The sequence below is a fragment of the Streptomyces sp. NPDC085944 genome (genome assembly GCF_040686295.1).
Classification (GTDB): Bacteria; Actinomycetota; Actinomycetes; order Streptomycetales; family Streptomycetaceae; genus Streptomyces; species Streptomyces salinarius.
This window is the reverse complement of the sequence record NZ_JBFBJX010000007.1, coordinates 249,352-266,264: the sequence shown is the minus strand read 5'-3', so window position 1 is coordinate 266,264 and position 16,913 is coordinate 249,352. Positions and strand designations below refer to the sequence as shown.

Sequence of the window (16,913 nt, the reverse complement as noted above, 5' to 3'; positions counted from 1 at the left end):
AGGTCCCTTCGAAGGGTCGGGTGGAGCGAGGTCAGAGGTCGGCGATCCACCAGGCGGCGGTGGACCCGGGCAGGACGCCGGGCGGACAGGGGCCGTCGCTGGCGAGCAGCGGGGCGCCGGGGACGGGGGCGGGCGTGGGTGCGGTGCCGAAGTTGACGGCGCAGACCAGGCCGTCGCCGCGGACGAAGGCCAGGACGCCGGGCGGGGTGTCCAGCCAGCGCAAGGTGCCCTCACCCAACTGCGGGAGGTCGGAGCGGAGTTGCAGGCCGTCGCGGTAGAGGTGCCAGAAGGAGCGGGTGTCGGCGAGGGCGCGGTCGGTGGCGTACTCGGCGAAGTACTCGGGCTGCGGCAGCCATGGCTTGGCGCTCCCCTCACCGGAGGTGAAGCCGAACGGGGACGCCTGTCCCGACCAGGGCAGCGGCACCCGGCAGCCGTCGCGGACCCGGGCACGGCTGCCGGTGCGGTGGAAGATCGGGTCGGTGAGCACGTCGTCGGGCAGGTCGACGACCTCGGGCAGGCCCAGTTCCTCGCCCTGGTAGATGTACGCGGCGCCGGGCAGCGCGAGCATCAGGAGGGCGGCGGCGCGGGCGCGGGCCGTCCCCAGGCCGCTGCCGTCGGTGGCGGGTTCGCCGTAGCGGGTGACGGTGCGGACCTGGTCGTGGTTGTTGAGGACCCAGGTGACCGTGGAGCCGGTGCCGGCGATGTCCTGCATGGCCTCGGAGACGACCTTGCGGAAGGCGTCGGGGTCCCAGGGGGCGCCGAGGAGGTCGAAGAAGAAGGCCTGGTGGAGTTCGTCGGGCCGGACGTAGCGGGCGTGTTCGCGGGCGCTGGGGACCGACACCTCGCCGACCAGGAGGCGTTCGCGGCCGTCACGGGCCGTGTACTCCTCGCAGACCGCGCGCCAGTGCCGCCACACGTCGTGCACCTCGGGTTGGTTCCAGGCCAGCGGGTTGACCGAGTCGCGGGTGCGGGCGTCGGCCTCCGGGTCCGGGGAGTCGGGCAGCTCCGGGTGCTTGTAGAGGCCGGCGGCGACGTCGATGCGGAAGCCGTCGACGCCCCGGTCCAGCCAGAAGCGGAGTATCCGGTCGAACTCGGCGGCGACCTCGGGGGTGCGCCAGTTCCAGTCCGGCTGTTCGGGCGTGAACATGTGCAGGTACCACTGGCCGGGGCGGCCGTCGGGCTCCGTCACGCGGGTCCAGGCGGGGCCGCCGAACATGGCGTGCCAGTTGTTGGGCGGCTCGTTCCCGTCCGGTCCGCGGCCGTCGGCGAAGTGGAAGCGGGCGCGGGCCGGGCTGTCGGGCGGGGAGGCCAGGGCCTCGCGGAACCACGGGTGTTCGCTGGAGCAGTGGTTGGGGACGATGTCGAGCAGGACCCGGATGCCGAGGCGCCGGGCCGCGGCGACCAGCGCGTCGAACTCGTCGAGGTCGCCGAAGAGCGGGTCGACGCCCCGGTAGTCGGCGACGTCGTAGCCGTGGTCGTGCTGGGGCGAGGGGTAGAAGGGGCTCAACCAGATCCCGTCCACGCCGAGTTTGCGCAGGTAGGGCAGTCCGGTCCGGACACCGGCGAGATCGCCGACGCCGTCGCCGGTGCTGTCGAGGAAGCTGCGGACGTAGACCTGGTAGATCACCGCGTCACGCCACCAGTGGTGCCTGTTCACCCCGAGGACCTGTCTGTTGGGAGCCGTCGCTGTTGTGCATGCATGTTAGGTAGCGGCGTCGCGAAGGTGTCAACGAACAGAACGAGAGCTCCTGAGTGGTTGGGATTACATATGCGGACTTTTCACCGCACTGAGGACACAGATGAGATGTCGGCGTTACCTAACGAGTAGCTAGAAGAGCGGCAGGTTTCAGTGCCGCGAGATGGCGGCCAGCTCGCGCGCCAGCCGTCGCACCGCCGCCTCGGGCGTCTGCCGGCCGGTCATCGCGTCGTGCACGACCGCCTGCACGGCCAGGCTGACCTGGGCGTAGCGCGGGCTCTTGGGGCGCGGGGCGGCGGCGAGCACGCTCTCGCGCAGGGTCGGCAGGTAGGGGAACGCCTCGATCAGCTCGGGGTCCTCGTACAGGTCGGCCCGTACGGGCGGCAGCGCGCCGCGGGTGAGGACCTGGCGCTGCACGCGCTCGCCGGTGAGGTACGCGATGAGGCGCGCGGCCGAGCCGGGGTGCTCGGCGTGGGTGCCGACGGCCAGGTTGGAGCCGCCGAGGACGCTGGTGCCGGGGCCGTCGGGGCCGGGCAGCGGTACGGCGCCGACCTTCCCGGCGACCGCGGAGTCCGGGGCGGAGGCACTGACGTAGGCGTAGGGCCAGTTGCGCAGGAAGAGCAGGCGGCCGTCCTGGAAGGCCTGCTTGGACTCCTCCTCCTTGTAGGTCAGCGCCGCCTTCGGTATCCAGCCCTCGCGCACCCCGCGCGCCAGGAAGCCGATGCCCTCGCGGGCCGCCGCCGAGTTCACGGTGACGCGTGCGCCCTCGTCGCCGAGGATGCTGCCCCCGGCCGAGTAGACGGACTCGGCGGCGTTCACGGTCAGACCCTCGTAGGGCAGGAACTGGCCCGCGTAGCCGTCCAGTCCGTGCTTCGGAGCGATGGTCTCGGCGTACCGCTCCAGCTCGGCCCAGGTGCGCGGCGGGGGGACGCCCTCGGCGGCGAGGACGTCCTTGCGGTACAGGAGCAGGCCGGCGTTGGTGACGTACGGGACGGCGTAGAGCCGGCCGTCGTAGGTCGCGGTGCCGACGACCGGCGGCAGGAAGGTGCCGAGCGGGAAGCGGTCGCGGGGCAGCGGGCGTATCCAGTCGGCGGCGGCGAACTCGGAGGTCCAGTTGACGTCGATGTTGAGGACGTCGAAGCGGTGCCGGCCGCCGTCGCGCAGGTCGGTGGCCATCTGCGCGCGGGTCTCGTCGGCGGAGTCGGGCAGTTCGACGAGGGTGACCCGTTCGCCGGGGTGGGCGCGGTTCCAGCCCTCCAGCAGCGGGCCGAGGTAGCCGGTGAGGTCCCCGGCGGTGGCCAGGGTGAGCGGGCCCCGGCCGCTCGCGGTCCCCTCCTGCGCGCGGGCGCCGGAGGCGGCGTACCCGGCCAGGACGACGAGGAGGACGAGGAGGCCCCTACCGGCGGCGTGGATCCACCGCATAGGTTCCTCCCTGTACACCCTCGTACACCGGTTCCGCCGGCTCGCACCGGCACCGGGCGTCCTCGTCCCGGGTCAGAGGCCATGTATACCTGTTAGGTATGCGCGATACTAGGGCGTGGAGCACATCCGGGGACTCGAACAGAAGCGGGAGGACGGCTGAGTGCGCCTGCACCTCCTGGCTCTCCTGGCCCGCGGCCCGGCCCACGGCTACGAGCTGAAGCAGGACCTTGAGCAACTGCTGGGCTCCGCGTACCCTCAGCCGAACGTCGGCCAGATCTACGTCACCCTCGGCCGTCTCGAGAAGACGGGACTGATCGAGGGCGAGGACGTCGAGCAGTCGAGCCGGCCCAACAAGAAGGTCTACCACCTCACCGACGCCGGGCGCGACGAGCTGCGGGCCTGGTACGAGGAGACGGCGGACGAGCCGCGGGTGCGGGACGAGTTCTTCATGAAGCTCGCCCTGGCTCCGCAGACCGGGCTCGCCGACCAGATCGCCCTGATCAACAAGCAGCGGCGGCAGTACCTGAACACGATGCGGCAGCTGTCGAAGCTGGCCGCCGCCGAAGACCGGGACAACCGCGTCGCCCACCTCCTCATCGAGGGCGCGATGCTGCACCTGCAGGCCGACCTCGACTGGCTGGAACGGTGCCAGGAAGAGCTGGAGGAGCTGGAGTGAGCGCTGGGGCGAGTGCCGACCCCGCTCCCGTGCTGCGCGCCGAGGGCCTGGTCAAGACGCACCACGGCGAGGGCGCCCCGGCGCACGCCGTGCGCGGGGTGGACCTGACGGTGCGGCGCGGCGAGTTCGTGGCGGTCACCGGGCCGTCCGGGGCCGGGAAGTCGACGCTGCTGCACCTGCTCGGCGGGCTCCAGCGGCCGGACGCGGGCAGCCTCTGGCTGGACGGCGCGTGCACGGACGCGTACAGCGAGAAGCGCTGGGCGATCGAGCGCAGAAAGCGGATCGGGATCGTCTTCCAGTTCTTCAACCTGGTCTCGGACCTGTCCGTCGCCGACAACGTGGAGCTGCCCGCCCTGCTCGCCGGGCTGCCGCCGAAGCGGGCGCGCGCCGAGCGGTCGGAGCTGCTGACCGAGCTGGGCCTGACGGGCAAGGAGCGCAGCATGCCCGGCGAGCTGTCCGGCGGCGAGCAGCAGCGGGTCGCGCTGGCCCGGGCGCTGGTCAACCATCCGCCGCTGCTGCTGGCGGACGAGCCCGCGGGCAGCCTGGACAGCAAGGGCACCCGCGAGGTGATGCGGCTGCTGTCCCGCTTCCACCAGCGGGGCCAGACGATCGTGCTGGTCACCCATGACGCGCGGCTCGCCAGCGCCGCCGACCGGGTGATCAGCTTCTTCGACGGTCGGATGGCCGACGACGCCGAGCTGGACGCCGCCGCGCCACCGCGCCGCCGCCCCGGGACGTCCGCAGTCCTGGAACTCAAGGACTGACATGCGGGCGTACGACCACCGCGCGCACCGCGCACCGAAGGGCTGAGGCCGTGCGAGCCACCCTGCGCTGGGCCCACTCCGATCTGCGCACCCACCGGGGCGAGGCGCTGTTCCTCGTCCTCGCCACCGCCGGGATCGTCGCGTCGCTGCTGCTGGCCACGGCCCTGTTCGGGTACGCGACCAACCCCTGGCAGCGGGTCTTCACGCAGGCGCGCGGCGCCCACGTCTGGCTGCACACCGACCGCGCCGCCGACACCGGGAAGCTGGCCGCGCTGGACGGCGTCCAGTCCGTCGCCGGCCCCTACCCCACCGCCTCCGCCACCGTCGCCGTACGCGGCACCCGGGCCTCCGTGGAACTGCGCGGCACCGCCGAGCGGCCCGACGTGGGACGCCCGCTGCTCACCGCCGGGCACTGGCTCGACGCCGGCGACCCCGACGGGGTGGTCCTGGAGACCCGCCTCGCCCGCGCGCTGCTGGCCCAGCCCGGCGACACCCTCACCCTGCCCGGCACCCCGCGGACCCTCACGGTGCTCGGCATCGCCGACAGTCCCGAACGCCGCTACCGGCCGGGCGAGCAGCCGGGCCTGGTGTGGACGCCGCCGGCCGCGGTGCCCGACCCGGGCGGCCAGGTGATCGGCCTGCGGCTGACCGATCCCGGGGAGACGGACTACGCCGTGCAGCGGGCGGTGACCGTGCTGGGCGCCGGGGCGATCGGGCAGGTCTCCACCTGGGAGCGGGCCCGCGCGGAGGCCCAGGGCGACAACCGGCTGCTCGGTCAGGTCCTCGGCCTGTTCGGACTCGGCGCGCTCCTCGCCGCGGGTCTGGCGGTGCACGGGGCGATCGGCACCCGGATCCGGGGGCATCTGCGGGACATCTCGGTGCTGAAGGCGATCGGCTTCACACCGGGCCAGGTCGTACGGGTCTTCCTGCTCCAGCACCTCGCGTACGCGCTGCTCGGCGCGGCGACCGCCGCCGCGCTCACCCAGGCCCTCGGCAGCCGGGTGCCGGGGCGGCTCGGGGACGCGGTCGGGGTGTGGCAGGGGCTGCCCGGGCACACGGTCGCGCTGTTCGTCGTACCGGCGTGCGCGGTGCTGTTCATCGGCGCCACCACCGGCCTCGCGGCGTGGCGGGCGGGCCGGGTGCCGCCGGTTCCGCTGCCGCGCCCGGCGGGGGCGCAGGGCGGCGGGCTGTCCGGGGCGGCTCGGCGGGTGCTGGGGCTGCGGGGGTTGCGGGTGCCGGTGGGAGCCGGGGTACGGGGGCGTGGCGCCCGAGGGCCCGGTGTCAGGGGTTCCGACGGAGCCGGTGCGCCGGGTGCCGACGCGTCGCCCGGGGTGCGCGCGCTGGAGGTGCGCGTGCCGCCCGCGCTCGTGCTCGGCTGGCACAAGGCGTTCGCCCGCCGCCCGCGCTCGTTGGCCACGGTGGCGCGGCTCACGCTGCCGCTGCTGCTGATCGTGGTGGCGATGAGCGCGTGGACCACCATCGACCGCTTCCACAGCCGGCCCGAGCAGATCGGCCTGCCGACCGCGCTGACCGCCCGCGTGGACGCCGGTGCCGATGAGCGCGGCACCCGGGCCCTGCTGGAGCGCGACCCCGGGGTCGCCGCCGCCTACCCGGGCGTCGAGGTGGCCGCCCTCGTGCCGGGACAGACCGCGACGATCGCGCTGCGCGGGCTCGGCACCCGGGCGGACCCCTACCCGTACGCGTTGGCCGAGGGCCGCCGCGCGCACGGGCCGGACGAGGCGGTGGCCGGGCAGGGGCTGCTGGACCTGCTGGAGGTGGAGGTCGGCGACTGGGTGCGGATGACCGTCGGCGACCGGCCGCAGATCCTGCACATCGTGGGCCGCAGCATCGAGCCGGAGAACGCCGGCCGGGTGATCTCGACCTCCCTGGACACCCTCCGGGAGAACGATCCATGGCTCGAACCGGCCCTCTACCAGCTGCGGCTGCACACCGGCGCCGACCCGCACGAGGTCGCCGGGCGGCTCACCGAGGCCGGGCACGGCAGGCTCGACGTGCATGCCGTGGCGAACCCGGCCGACGGGCTCTCCCCCCTGCGCGGGGTCGTCCTCGCACTGGTCGGTCTGATCGAACTGCTCACGGCGATCGGCGGCACCGTCCGGGAAAGTGAACGGGACCTGCTCGCCCTCAAGGCGATCGGGCTCTCCCCGCGCCAGATCACCGGCATCACCGTCACGGCCACGGCCTGCACCGCCCTGGCGGCCGTGCTCCTCGCCGCCGCCCTCGGGCTGCCGCTCGCCCACTGGCTGATCGACGCCCAGGGCGCCTCCAGCGGCATCGGCGCGGGGATCGCCCGGTCACCCTCCCCCGTCCTCCTGGTGGTTGTGGGCGCGGGGGCCGTGCTCGGTGCGGCGGCGCTGGCCGCGGTGCCGTCGGCGCGGGCGGCCCGGCGGCGGCTCGCGGACACGCTGAGCGCGGTGGCCTGACCGGTACCGGCCGGGCCACCGCGCCAACTTCGCTCACTGCCGGCCGCGCAGCTCCCGGTAGGCGGCGAGCCCGAACACGTCGGTCGCGGCGGCCAGTTCCCGGAGCAGAGCCAGCGTCTCGTCGGTGACCAGATGCTTCGAGTAGTCGATGCGCAGGTCGCCGACGCGGAGCGTCCAGCCGGTGCCGCGCCCCGGGTCCGCGGCGAACAGCTCACGCAGCCGCACCTCGCCGAGCTGCTCGCGGTGCTTGGTCAGCGCGGCCCATTCGGGCCTCTGGTGCAGCCTGGTACGGCCGTCTGCGTTCACGTCGGACGTCGGCCGCTAGATCTCGCCGCGCAGTTTCGCGAGTGCCTCGGCGAGGATCGCCTCACCGTCCGCGTCGCTGCGGCGCTCGCGCACGTACGCGAGGTGGGTCTTGTAGGGCTCGGTGCGCGGCGGGTCCGGCGGGTTGTCCCGGTCCTGTCCGGCGGGGAAGCCGCAGCGCGGGCAGTCCCAGGTCTCCGGGACCTGGGCGTCGCTCGCGAAGCTCGGCTGTGTCTCGTGTCCGTTGGAGCACCAGAAGGAGATGCGCAGACGCGGCGCGGACTCGCCGCGCTCGGCCTCGCCCATCGGCCCCGCCCCGACCCGGCTTCCCCGGATCGCGTTGCCACTTGCCACGGTCGTAACTCCCTGCGTGATGGTGCCGCAAAGCGAGTCGGCGTTTCGCTTCGCTGCGAGCGCCTCAGTCTACGTAAGGCCCAACGCGCGTCCAGTGATTGGAGTTACAAGCTCCGATGCGCAGACGCAAGCCCCATGATAGGCCGCGCGGTGGAGCGCGTACCGGACATGGGGCTTTACGTGCGGATGTGCTGACGGGGCAGCGTGACGGGTCAGTTGTTGGCCTTCATGAGCAGGCCGAGCACCACGATGCACGCGAACCAGAGCAGACCGACCACGACGGTGATTCGGTCGAGGTTGCGCTCGGCGACCGAGGAGCCGCCGACGGACGACTGCATGCCGCCACCGAACATGTCGGAGAGACCGCCGCCCTTGCCCTTGTGCATCAGCACCAGCAGCATCAGCAGCAGGCTGAAGACGATCAGGGCGATCGAGAACCCCAAAACCACGGCTGGACCAACTTCCTCGGATTCGGATGAACGACGGTGAACGACGGGGGCACGGTGACAGCAGGCCACCATGCCCCCGCAAGGGTACGACGTATCGCCGCCAGCGCATACTCACTGGTCGATCCGGCTCACGGCCGGGCGGCGGCTACTGGTCGCGGAAGCGGACGATCTTGACGAACTCGTCCGAGTCCAGCGAGGCGCCGCCGACCAGGGCGCCGTCGATGTCGGGCTTCGCCATGATCTCGGCGACGTTGCCGGACTTGACGGAGCCGCCGTACTGGATGCGGACCTTGTCGGCCAGCTCCTGGGAGTACAGCTCGGCGAGCTTGCCGCGGATCGCCGCGCAGACCTCCTGGGCGTCGTCGGCGCCGCAGACCTTGCCGGTGCCGATGGCCCACACGGGCTCGTAGGCGATCACGACGGTCTCGGCCTGCTCGTCCGGGAGGTCCTTGAGACCGCCCTCGACCTGGGCGAGGGTGTGCTCGACGTGGTTGCCCGCCTCGCGGACGTCCAGCTCCTCGCCGACGCACAGGATCGGGGTCAGACCGTGCTTGTAGGCGGCCTTGACCTTGGCGTTCACGATCTCGTCGGTCTCGGCGTGGTACTGCCGGCGCTCGGAGTGGCCGACGGCCACGTACGCGCACTTCAGCTTGGCCAGCATCGGGCCCGAGATCTCACCGGTGTAGGCGCCGCCGTCGTGGGCGGAGATGTCCTGGGCGCCGTACTTGATCTTGAGCTTGTCCCCGTCGACCAGGGTCTGCACGGAGCGCAGGTCGGTGAAGGGGGCGAGGACGGCGACCTCGACGGCGTCGTGGTCCTTGTCCGCGAGGGCGAAGGCGAGCTTCTGGACGTGGGCGATGGCCTCCAGGTGGTTGAGGTTCATCTTCCAGTTGCCCGCCATCAGCGGCGTGCGGGTGGTCATCGGGGTCAGTCCTCCAGTGCGGCGAGGCCGGGGAGCGTCTTGCCCTCGAGGTATTCGAGGGAGGCGCCGCCGCCGGTCGAGATGTGGCCGAATGCGTTCTCGTCGAAGCCGAGCGTGCGCACGGCCGCGGCGGAGTCGCCGCCGCCGACCACGCTGAAGCCCGGGGCGTCGACGAGGGCCTGGGCGACCGCTTTGGTGCCCTCGGCGTAGTCGGGGTGCTCGAAGACGCCCATGGGGCCGTTCCAGAAGACGGTGGCGGCGTCGGCGAGCTTCGATGCGTACAGCTTGCGGGTCTCGGGACCGATGTCCAGACCCTCCTGGTCGGCCGGGATGGCGTCCGCGGCGACGGTGGTGGGGTTGGCCGGAGCCTTGGTCTTCAGGTCCGGGAACTCGGGCGCGACCAGGACGTCGACGGGCAGGACCAGCTCGACGCCGTTCTTCTCGGCGCGCTCGATGTACTCCTTGACCGCGGGGATCTGGTCCTCCTGCAGCAGGGAGATGCCGACCTCGTACCCCTTGGCCTTGAGGAAGGTGTAGGCCATGCCGCCGCCGATGAGGAGCCGGTCGGCCTTGCCGAGCAGCTGGTCGATGACGGCGAGCTTGTCGGAGACCTTGGCACCACCGAGGGCGACCACGTACGGGCGCTGCACGTCGTCGGTGAGCGCCTTGAGCACGCCGACCTCGGTGGCGATGAGGTATCCGGCGTAGTGCGGCAGCCGCTTCGGCAGGTCGAAGACGGACGCGTGCTTGCGGTGCACCGCGCCGAAGCCGTCGCCGACGTAGACGTCCGCGAGGCCGGCCAGCCTGTCGGCGAAGGCGGCGCGCTCGGCGTCGTCCTTGCTGGTCTCACCGGCGTTGAAGCGCAGGTTCTCGATGACGGCGACGCCGCCGTCGGCGAGGCCGGAGACGGCGGCCTCGGCGGAGGTGCCGACCGTGTCCTCGGCGAAGGCGACGTCGGCGCCGAGCAGTTCACCGAGGCGGGCGGCGGCCGGGGCGAGGGAGAAGGCGGGGTCCGGGGCGCCCTTGGGGCGGCCCAGGTGCGAGGCCACGATCACCCGGGCGCCCGCGGCGGCCAGCGCCTCGACGGTGGGCACCACGGCGCGGATGCGGCCGTCGTCGGTGATGGTGGTGCCGTCCAGCGGGACGTTCAGGTCGGCGCGGACGAAGACGCGCTTGCCCGCGACGCCTTCGGAGAGCAGTTCGTCGATCGTCTTCAAGAGGGCTCCTGGATTCTCGGATCGCTCGTGATCCTACGAGGGCTGGTGGCGGCGGACGCGACGCAGGGCTCGGACAGCGCGACCTTGCGCTGCCCGAGCCCTGCTACCGCATGAGGTGCCTTGCCGAAGTGGATCAGAGCTGGTTGCCGACGAAGACCGTGAGGTCGACGAGGCGGTTCGAGTAGCCCCACTCGTTGTCGTACCAGCCGAGGATCTTCACCGACTTGCCCTCCTGGACCATGGTCAGGGAGGAGTCGAAGGTGCAGGAGGCCGGGTCGCCCGTGATGTCCGAGGAGACGATCGCGTCCTCGGTGTAGAACAGGATGCCCTTGAGGTCGCCGTCGTCGGCGGCCTTCTTGAACGCGGCGTTGACCTCGTCCTTGGTGACCTCGCGCTGGAGCTCCACGACCAGGTCGGTGGCCGAGCCGGTCGGGACCGGGACGCGCATCGCGATGCCGTCGAGCTTGCCCTTGAGCTGCGGCAGGACCAGCGCGGTCGCCTTGGCGGCACCGGTGGTGGTCGGGATGATGTTCTCCGCGGCGGCACGGGCGCGGCGCAGGTCCTTGTGGGGGAAGTCCAGGATGCGCTGGTCGTTCGTGTACGCGTGGACCGTCGTCATCAGGCCCTTGACGATGCCGAAGTTCTCGTCGAGGACCTTGGCCATCGGCGCCACACAGTTGGTGGTGCAGGAGGCGTTGGAGATGACGTGGTGGTTCGCCGGGTCGTACTTGTCCTGGTTGACGCCCATCACGATGGTGATGTCCTCGTCCTTGGCCGGGGCCGAGATGAGGACCTTCTTCGCGCCACCGGCGATGTGCTTCTCCGCGTCGGCCTTCTTCGTGAAGATGCCCGTCGACTCGATCACGATGTCGACGCCCAGCTCGCCCCACGGGATGTCGGCCGGGTTGCGCTCGGACAGGACCTTGATGGTCTTGCCGTCGACGGTGATGGTGTCCTCGGTGTGCGAGACCTCCGCCTTGAGGCGGCCGAGGATGGTGTCGTACTTCAGCAGGTGGGCGGTGGTCGCGGTGTCACCCAGGTCGTTGACAGCCACGATCTCGATGTCCGCACCCTGCTCCAGCAGCGCGCGGAAGTAGTTACGACCGATGCGGCCAAAGCCGTTGATGCCTACGCGGATCGTCACGAACCGATCTCCTCGTTGGTACGCCGGCCCGATGTGCCGGCGAGCTGTATTTGGGATGTCCCCGACCACCTCCGACCCTACCTCCCTACGGCGTCGGGGGTGACATCGAGACGGCCCATACCCGGCAGGGCGGTCCGTACCCACCAGTAGGGGTACGGACCGCCCTGGGCGACGGGGACCGATCACCCGATTTCGCTACACCGGGTCAGTCCCCCGCACACCGGAATTCACTCGTCCAGGGCATGCAGCGCCTGCCGGACCAACGCCGCGCGGGCCGCCGGTTCGGCAAGGTGCTCCAGGCCGAAGCCGAGCAGCACGGAGTCGTCGGTGGTGACGGCACCGTAGGTCTGGAACAGGGTCCCGGTGCGGGTCCAGTCCTTCACGACGGCGGGGCTGCCCTCGGGCGGTCCCGAGACCTGCCAGGCGCCCAGCGAGGTCTCGAAGCCCTCGGTCTGCGTCGCCGTGCCGCCGACGACCAGGGATGCCTCGTCGGCGAGGACGCCGCGGCCGCCGCTGCCGGGGTCGGTGACGTAGGCGATCGACAGCTCCAGGGACTTCCCGGCGTAGGCACTCAGGTCGAACTCGACCTGCTTCCAGCCGCCGGAGGAGCCGGTGAGGCTGTTCCACCGGCCGGTGGTGCCGGTCGCGGTGCAGCCCTCGTCGGACAGGGTCAGGTAGTGCGCCAGCCAGGGGTGCCCGGCCAGGTAGAACCCGGCCGCGCACTCGGCGGGCACGGCCGTGCCGGTGGCCCCGTTCGCCTCGGGCAGAGTGGTCCAGTCGTCGGCGCCGGTGACGTGCGCTTCGACCACGGCGTGGTCGTAGCCGCGCTCGGTGTCCCACAGCAGCTGGGTGCGGAGCGTGGGGCGGTCGGAGGCCGTGACTCCGGTGAGGTCGACGGTGCGGGTGAGGCGCTTGTAGGCGTCGTCGGTGTGGACGGCGGCGGCCATCCACTTCCCCGCGTAGGGACCGTACGGGTTGACCGTCCCGGCGAACTTCCCGGCGCCCGCACTCGCGAACTGCGGGTACGTGCCGGGGTCCAGTTCGTCGGAGGTCACGCTGTACGCGCCGGCGGCGTCCAGCGGGTTGCGGGGGGCGTCGCCGAGGGTCCCGCCGGTCCCGTCGAGCTTGCCGGAGCCGGCGAAGCCGGTGGCGCCGGAGGTGGCGGTGCGGGTGTAGGCGCCCAGGTAGTACTGGCTGAAGTCGTCGGAGAGGGTGCCGCCGCCGAGGTCGACCTCGCCGCCGGCCTGCTCGCCGGCCTCGATCAGCTTGCCGCCCTCGTTGAGGAAGGCCCGGAGCTGGAGCTGGGTGGCGTTGCCGGGCACCGCGGCGCCCGTGTAGTGGACGACCGTGTCGAAGTGGCCGAGGACGCCGAGCGCGTCGGGGGCGCCCTGCGTGGCGACGTCCCAGACGGCGGCGCGTCGGCCGCCGGCCTTGAGGGCGTCCACGTACGTCTGTGTCTGCGTGGCCTTCGCGCCCTCCTCGGCGACGACGAGGACGTCGGCGCGGGCCCGCTCGGCGACCGTGTAGGTGAAGTGCGCGCTCTCGGTGCGCTTGCCGTGCCTGTCGTGCCTGCCGTGCCGGTCGTGAGCACCGCGGGGTGCCTCGCCGGTGAACCAGACCTCGACGCGGTCGCCGGGGCCGGCGCCCCGGACCTCGGCCCGGTACTCGTCGAAGTAGAGGTTGTCCTCGCCGCCGTACGTCTCGCCGCCCCGCCAGGGCCGCAGCTCCGTGTCGTGGGTGCGTCCGCCGTTGACGCGGTATTTCAGTTCCTTGTCGCGCACGGACTTGCGGACGACGACGGAGACCTCCTGGCCGCCGCCGCGGGCGTAGGAGGTGGTGAAGGGGGCCGGGGTGAAGTCGGCGGCGTCCAGGCCGACCGAGGAGGAGGGCCGGTCGGGGTGGGCGGCGGTCTCGGCGACGGAGAGCGCGAAGGGGATGTTCTTGGCGAACTCCTCCTGGATCAGTTTCTCGTCGTCGGGGAAGTTGAAGCCCGACCGGCAGTCGCGCGCGTTCCACTGGTCGTCGGGGTCCACGTCGGAGGCCGTCTGGCAGGTCGACATCTCCGGGGTGAACATCGCCATGCCGTTGACGTTGGCCGCGTGCCCGTCGGCCTCGCCGTTGGTGGTGTACAGCTCCGAGGAGACCTGCGGGTGGTAGCCGGGGATCGCGGAGTTGTCGGGCGTGCCGGCCAGCGCCTTGTAGAGGACGTCGTCCGGGGTGTTGGTGGCCACCTGCCAGCCGACGCCGTAGAGGAGGAGTTCGGCGGCGGAGTGGTAGTTGATCCCGTACGTGAAGCCGATCCGCTTCTGGAAGGCGTCGAGCGCCTTGGTCTCGGGCTCGGAGCCGGGGCTCGCGCCGCGGTAGGTCTCGCTGGTGGGGTTGGGGGACGAGCCCTCGTCGTCGTAGCCCCACTTGTAGGCGAAGTTCCGGTTGAGGTCGACGCCGTCGCCGGTGCCGATGGTGCCGTCGCCGTTGAGGTCGCGCAGGTTCTTGCGCCAGAGGCGGTTGTCGTCGCTCTCGAAGGTGTAGTCGTAGCCGTCGGGGTTGGCCGACAGGACGAACCACAGCTCGGTGGAGTCGACGATCTTCCTGATCCGCCGGTCCTTCTTGTAGTTGTCCAGGTAGTGGTGCATCAGCCGCCGGGTCATCTCCGGGGTGATCCACTCGCGCGCGTGCTGGTTGGACATGTAGAGGACGGACGGCTTCGAGCCGTCCCTCGACTTCTTCGCGTGCTTGGTGAGTTTGAGCGCCAGGATGTCCTGGCCCCGCACGGTCTTCCCGATGGAGACGACCTTGGTCAGCCCGGGGTTCTCCCGGGCGGTCCGCAGGATCTCCTCGCGCAGGCCGCCGCTGCCGCTGTACGGGCGGAAGACGCCGTCGGCGGCGCTCTCGACCCGCTTCTCGGACTGGGCGGACAGGGTGTGCTCGGTGAGGTCGACGCCCTGTTTCTCCAGCGCGCCGGCCTGCTTCTCGGTGAGGTAGAGCTCGACGGCGGCCGTGCCGCGGTCGGGCACCTGCTCGCCGAGTTCGTGGCCGTCCTGGCCGGCAGCCAGCAGCAGGGGTACCTGCTCCTGGGTGACGTCGGCGCGGAAGACCTTCACTTCGTTCGCGTCCGGGGTCGCCGGGTCCGCGGGTTGTGCCTGGGCGACGGGTGCGAAGCTCGCTCCGCCGATCAGGAGCGCGCCGACGGCGAGGATCGATCTCGCTCTTCGTCTCATGAACCCCCCTAGGTGGGGCCTGTCCGACAGGCCTGGGTCCGCCACAGTGGCGAACAGGTGCCAGGCTCATGACAGCTCATGATCGAGTCAAGAGCCCGGCAGGGACACGCCGAAGCCGGTACCGGCCACCCAAGTGGGCGCCGGCACCGGCTTGTTGGTCGTATCCGCTCGTCGGCGGCATCGACTCGCCGACGGCACCGCTCGTCGGCGGTCCTGGCCCGTGCGGTCAGCCGACGAGGTTGTCGGCCAGCTCCTCGCCGAGGTTGGCGTCCGTGCCGGCGATGCCGAGGTCCGAGGCCCGCTTGTCGGCCATGGCCAGCAGGCGGCGGATGCGCCCGGCCACGGCGTCCTTGGTCAGCGGCGGGTCGGCGAGGGCGCCCAGCTCCTCCAGGGAGGCCTGCTTGTGCTCCATGCGCAGCCGGCCCGCGGCGGCCAGATGCTCGGGCACGTCGTCGGCGAGGATCTCCAGGGCGCGCTGGACCCGGGCGCCGGCGGCGACGGCCGCGCGGGCCGAACGGCGCAGGTTGGCGTCGTCGAAGTTGGCGAGCCGGTTGGCGGTGGCGCGGACCTCGCGGCGCAGCCTGCGCTCCTCCCAGGCCAGCACCGAGTCGTGGGCGCCGAGCCGGGTGAGCAGGGCGCCGATCGCGTCGCCGTCGCGGACCACGACCCGGTCCACGCCGCGCACCTCGCGGGCCTTGGCGGGGATCGACAGCCGACGGGCGGCGCCGACCAGGGCGAGCGCCGCCTCGGGCCCCGGGCAGGTCACCTCCAGGGAGGAGGAACGGCCGGGCTCGGTGAGCGAGCCGTGCGCCAGGAAGGCCCCTCGCCAGGCGGCCTCGGCGTCGCAGGTGGCCCCCGAGACCACCTGCGGCGGCAGCCCCCGGATGGGCCGTCCCCGGCCGTCCACCAGGCCGGTCTGCCGGGCCAACTGGTCACCGCCGGCGACCACCCGGACGACGAAGCGCGAACCGCGGCGCAGCCCGCCGGGCGCCATCACGATCAGCTCCGAACCGTGCCCGAAGATCTCCAGGATGTCCTGCTTGAGCCGGCGGGCCGCCCGCGCGGTGTCCAGCTCCGCCTCGATCACAATGCGCCCGCTCACCAGGTGAAGGCCGCCGGCGAACCGCAGAACGGCGGAGACCTCCGCCTTTCTGCAGCAGGTCCGGGTGACGGGGAGCCGGGAGATCTCGTCCTTCACCGCTGCCGTCATCGCCATGGGCCGATCCTTCCATGCATCCGAAAAATACGGTCGTACGCGGCGGCCAGCAGCTCCGGGTCGTGCCTCGGGGTCCCGTCGGTCCGGGCTACCGGAGCCAGCTCGACCGCGGCGCCGAACCGTTTCGCGGCGTCGGTGAGCGAGTCACGGTCGGGCACGGCGGCCTCGTCGGCCAGCACCACGTCCAGGGCGAGTTTAGGGGCGTGTCGTCCCAAAACCTCCAAATGACGCTGCGGTGAGAAGCCCTCAGTTTCTCCGGGCTGCGGGGCGAGGTTCAGCGAGAGCACTCGGCGCGCCTTCGTCTCGACCAGGGCGTCCAGCAGCTCGGGCACGAGCAGGTGCGGGATGACCGAGGAGAACCAGGAGCCGGGGCCCAGCACCACCCAGTCGGCGTCCAGGACGGCGTCGACCGCGTCGGGGACGGCCGGCGGGTCGCTCGGCACCAGGTGCACGGACTGCACCTCGCCCGGCGTGAGCGCCACGGTCGCCTGTCCCCGCACGGTGTCCATCTCGTCGGGCCGCTCCGGGTCGTGGCCCCTGACCAGGGCCTGGAGCTCCAGCGGGACGGCGGACATGGGCAGCACCCGCCCGTGCGCGCCGAGCAGCTTGCCCACCAGGTCCAGCGCCTGGACGTGGTCGCCGAGCTGCTCCCACAGGGCGACGATCAGCAGATTGCCGACCGCGTGTTCGTGCAGGTCGCCCTGGGACTGGAAGCGGTGCTGGATGACGCGGGCCCAGGTCTGGCCCCAGTCGTCGTCCCCGCACAGCGCGGCCAGCGCCTTGCGCAGGTCACCGGGCGGCAGCACGCCCAGCTCGTCACGGAGCCGCCCGCTGGAGCCGCCGTCGTCGGCGACGGTGACGACGGCGGTGAGGTCGCCGGTGATCCGGCGCAGTGCGGCGAGCGAGGCGGACAGGCCCATGCCGCCGCCGAGGGCGACGACCTTGGGCTGGGCGCCCCGGCGGCGCGGCTTGCCACCGCGCGTCTGTTCGGGCCGGGCCGCGCGGGCGTCGGCGGGTCTGCCGCCGCGTCCCTCGGGCACCACCCGGCGCAGCCGGCTCAGCCGCGGAGTGCGTCCTGTCATTCCCCT

13 protein-coding genes and 1 pseudogene are annotated in these 16,913 nt (G+C 72.2%); 3 read left to right on the top strand and 11 right to left on the bottom strand.

The genetic code is table 11. The features are described 5' to 3' along the window. Positions 1 to 31: 31 nt before the first annotated feature. Together AB0P07_RS16590 and AB0P07_RS16585 are read right to left on the bottom strand one after the other, a co-directional pair. Positions 32 to 1,657, bottom strand: coding sequence for a glycoside hydrolase family 13 protein (locus AB0P07_RS16590; protein ID WP_365550905.1), 1,626 nt, complete (start codon positions 1,655 to 1,657; stop codon positions 32 to 34). A 189-nt stretch (positions 1,658 to 1,846) separates the two neighbouring features. Beyond that, on the bottom strand, positions 1,847 to 3,118 hold the full coding sequence (locus tag AB0P07_RS16585; protein WP_365550902.1) for an ABC transporter substrate-binding protein: 1,272 nt from the start codon (positions 3,116 to 3,118) through the stop codon (positions 1,847 to 1,849). A gap of 160 nt (positions 3,119 to 3,278) precedes the next feature. On the opposite strand from AB0P07_RS16585, the gene AB0P07_RS16580 reads away from it, so the two are divergent. From AB0P07_RS16580 to AB0P07_RS16570, 3 genes are read left to right on the top strand one after another with little or no spacing between them, the layout of a single operon-like run. Then, positions 3,279 to 3,794 carry a PadR family transcriptional regulator gene (locus AB0P07_RS16580; RefSeq protein ID WP_365550899.1) on the top strand — a complete coding sequence of 172 codons (516 nt, stop codon included), beginning with the start codon at positions 3,279 to 3,281 and terminating at the stop codon, positions 3,792 to 3,794. Then, entirely contained in the window at positions 3,791 to 4,558 is a 768-nt protein-coding gene (locus AB0P07_RS16575; protein WP_365550896.1) for an ABC transporter ATP-binding protein, read from the top strand. The genes AB0P07_RS16580 and AB0P07_RS16575 overlap by 4 nt, the downstream gene beginning before the upstream one ends. A 50-nt stretch (positions 4,559 to 4,608) precedes the next feature. Beyond that, a complete protein-coding gene (locus AB0P07_RS16570; protein ID WP_365550893.1) occupies positions 4,609 to 7,002 on the top strand; it encodes an FtsX-like permease family protein in 2,394 nt (797 codons plus the stop codon). Positions 7,003 to 7,068: 66 nt separating this feature from the next. Here the strand turns inward: AB0P07_RS16570 and AB0P07_RS16565 are convergent. The 9 genes and pseudogenes from AB0P07_RS16565 to yvcK all read right to left on the bottom strand — a co-directional run. Further along, a pseudogene (locus tag AB0P07_RS16565) lies at positions 7,069 to 7,308 on the bottom strand (glucose-6-phosphate isomerase); the annotation flags it as partial. A 15-nt stretch (positions 7,309 to 7,323) separates the two neighbouring features. Beyond that, positions 7,324 to 7,659 (bottom strand): RNA polymerase-binding protein RbpA, encoded by a 336-nt coding sequence (locus tag AB0P07_RS16560; protein WP_003976875.1) that lies wholly within the window; start codon positions 7,657 to 7,659, stop codon positions 7,324 to 7,326. A gap of 212 nt (positions 7,660 to 7,871) precedes the next feature. Next, positions 7,872 to 8,108, bottom strand: a complete 237-nt coding sequence (gene secG / locus AB0P07_RS16555) for a preprotein translocase subunit SecG (protein ID WP_078884770.1) — start codon at positions 8,106 to 8,108, stop codon at positions 7,872 to 7,874. 145 nt (positions 8,109 to 8,253) lie between these two features. Then, positions 8,254 to 9,030, bottom strand: coding sequence for a triose-phosphate isomerase (gene tpiA / locus AB0P07_RS16550; protein WP_365550889.1), 777 nt, complete (start codon positions 9,028 to 9,030; stop codon positions 8,254 to 8,256). Between the two features lie 5 nt (positions 9,031 to 9,035). After that, a complete protein-coding gene (locus tag AB0P07_RS16545) occupies positions 9,036 to 10,247 on the bottom strand; it encodes a phosphoglycerate kinase (protein WP_365550886.1) in 1,212 nt (403 codons plus the stop codon). 133 nt (positions 10,248 to 10,380) lie between these two features. Further along, on the bottom strand, positions 10,381 to 11,391 hold the full coding sequence (gap, locus tag AB0P07_RS16540) for a type I glyceraldehyde-3-phosphate dehydrogenase (RefSeq protein WP_003976871.1): 1,011 nt from the start codon (positions 11,389 to 11,391) through the stop codon (positions 10,381 to 10,383). 227 nt (positions 11,392 to 11,618) lie between these two features. After that, positions 11,619 to 14,609, bottom strand: a complete 2,991-nt coding sequence (locus AB0P07_RS16535; protein ID WP_365550883.1) for a M14 family zinc carboxypeptidase — start codon at positions 14,607 to 14,609, stop codon at positions 11,619 to 11,621. A gap of 226 nt (positions 14,610 to 14,835) precedes the next feature. Continuing rightward, positions 14,836 to 15,825 (bottom strand): DNA-binding protein WhiA, encoded by a 990-nt coding sequence (gene whiA, locus AB0P07_RS16530; RefSeq protein WP_061445365.1) that lies wholly within the window; start codon positions 15,823 to 15,825, stop codon positions 14,836 to 14,838. Continuing rightward, positions 15,816 to 16,907, bottom strand: coding sequence for a uridine diphosphate-N-acetylglucosamine-binding protein YvcK (yvcK, locus tag AB0P07_RS16525; protein ID WP_365550880.1), 1,092 nt, complete (start codon positions 16,905 to 16,907; stop codon positions 15,816 to 15,818). The genes whiA and yvcK overlap by 10 nt, the downstream gene beginning before the upstream one ends. Positions 16,908 to 16,913: the final 6 nt, after the last annotated feature.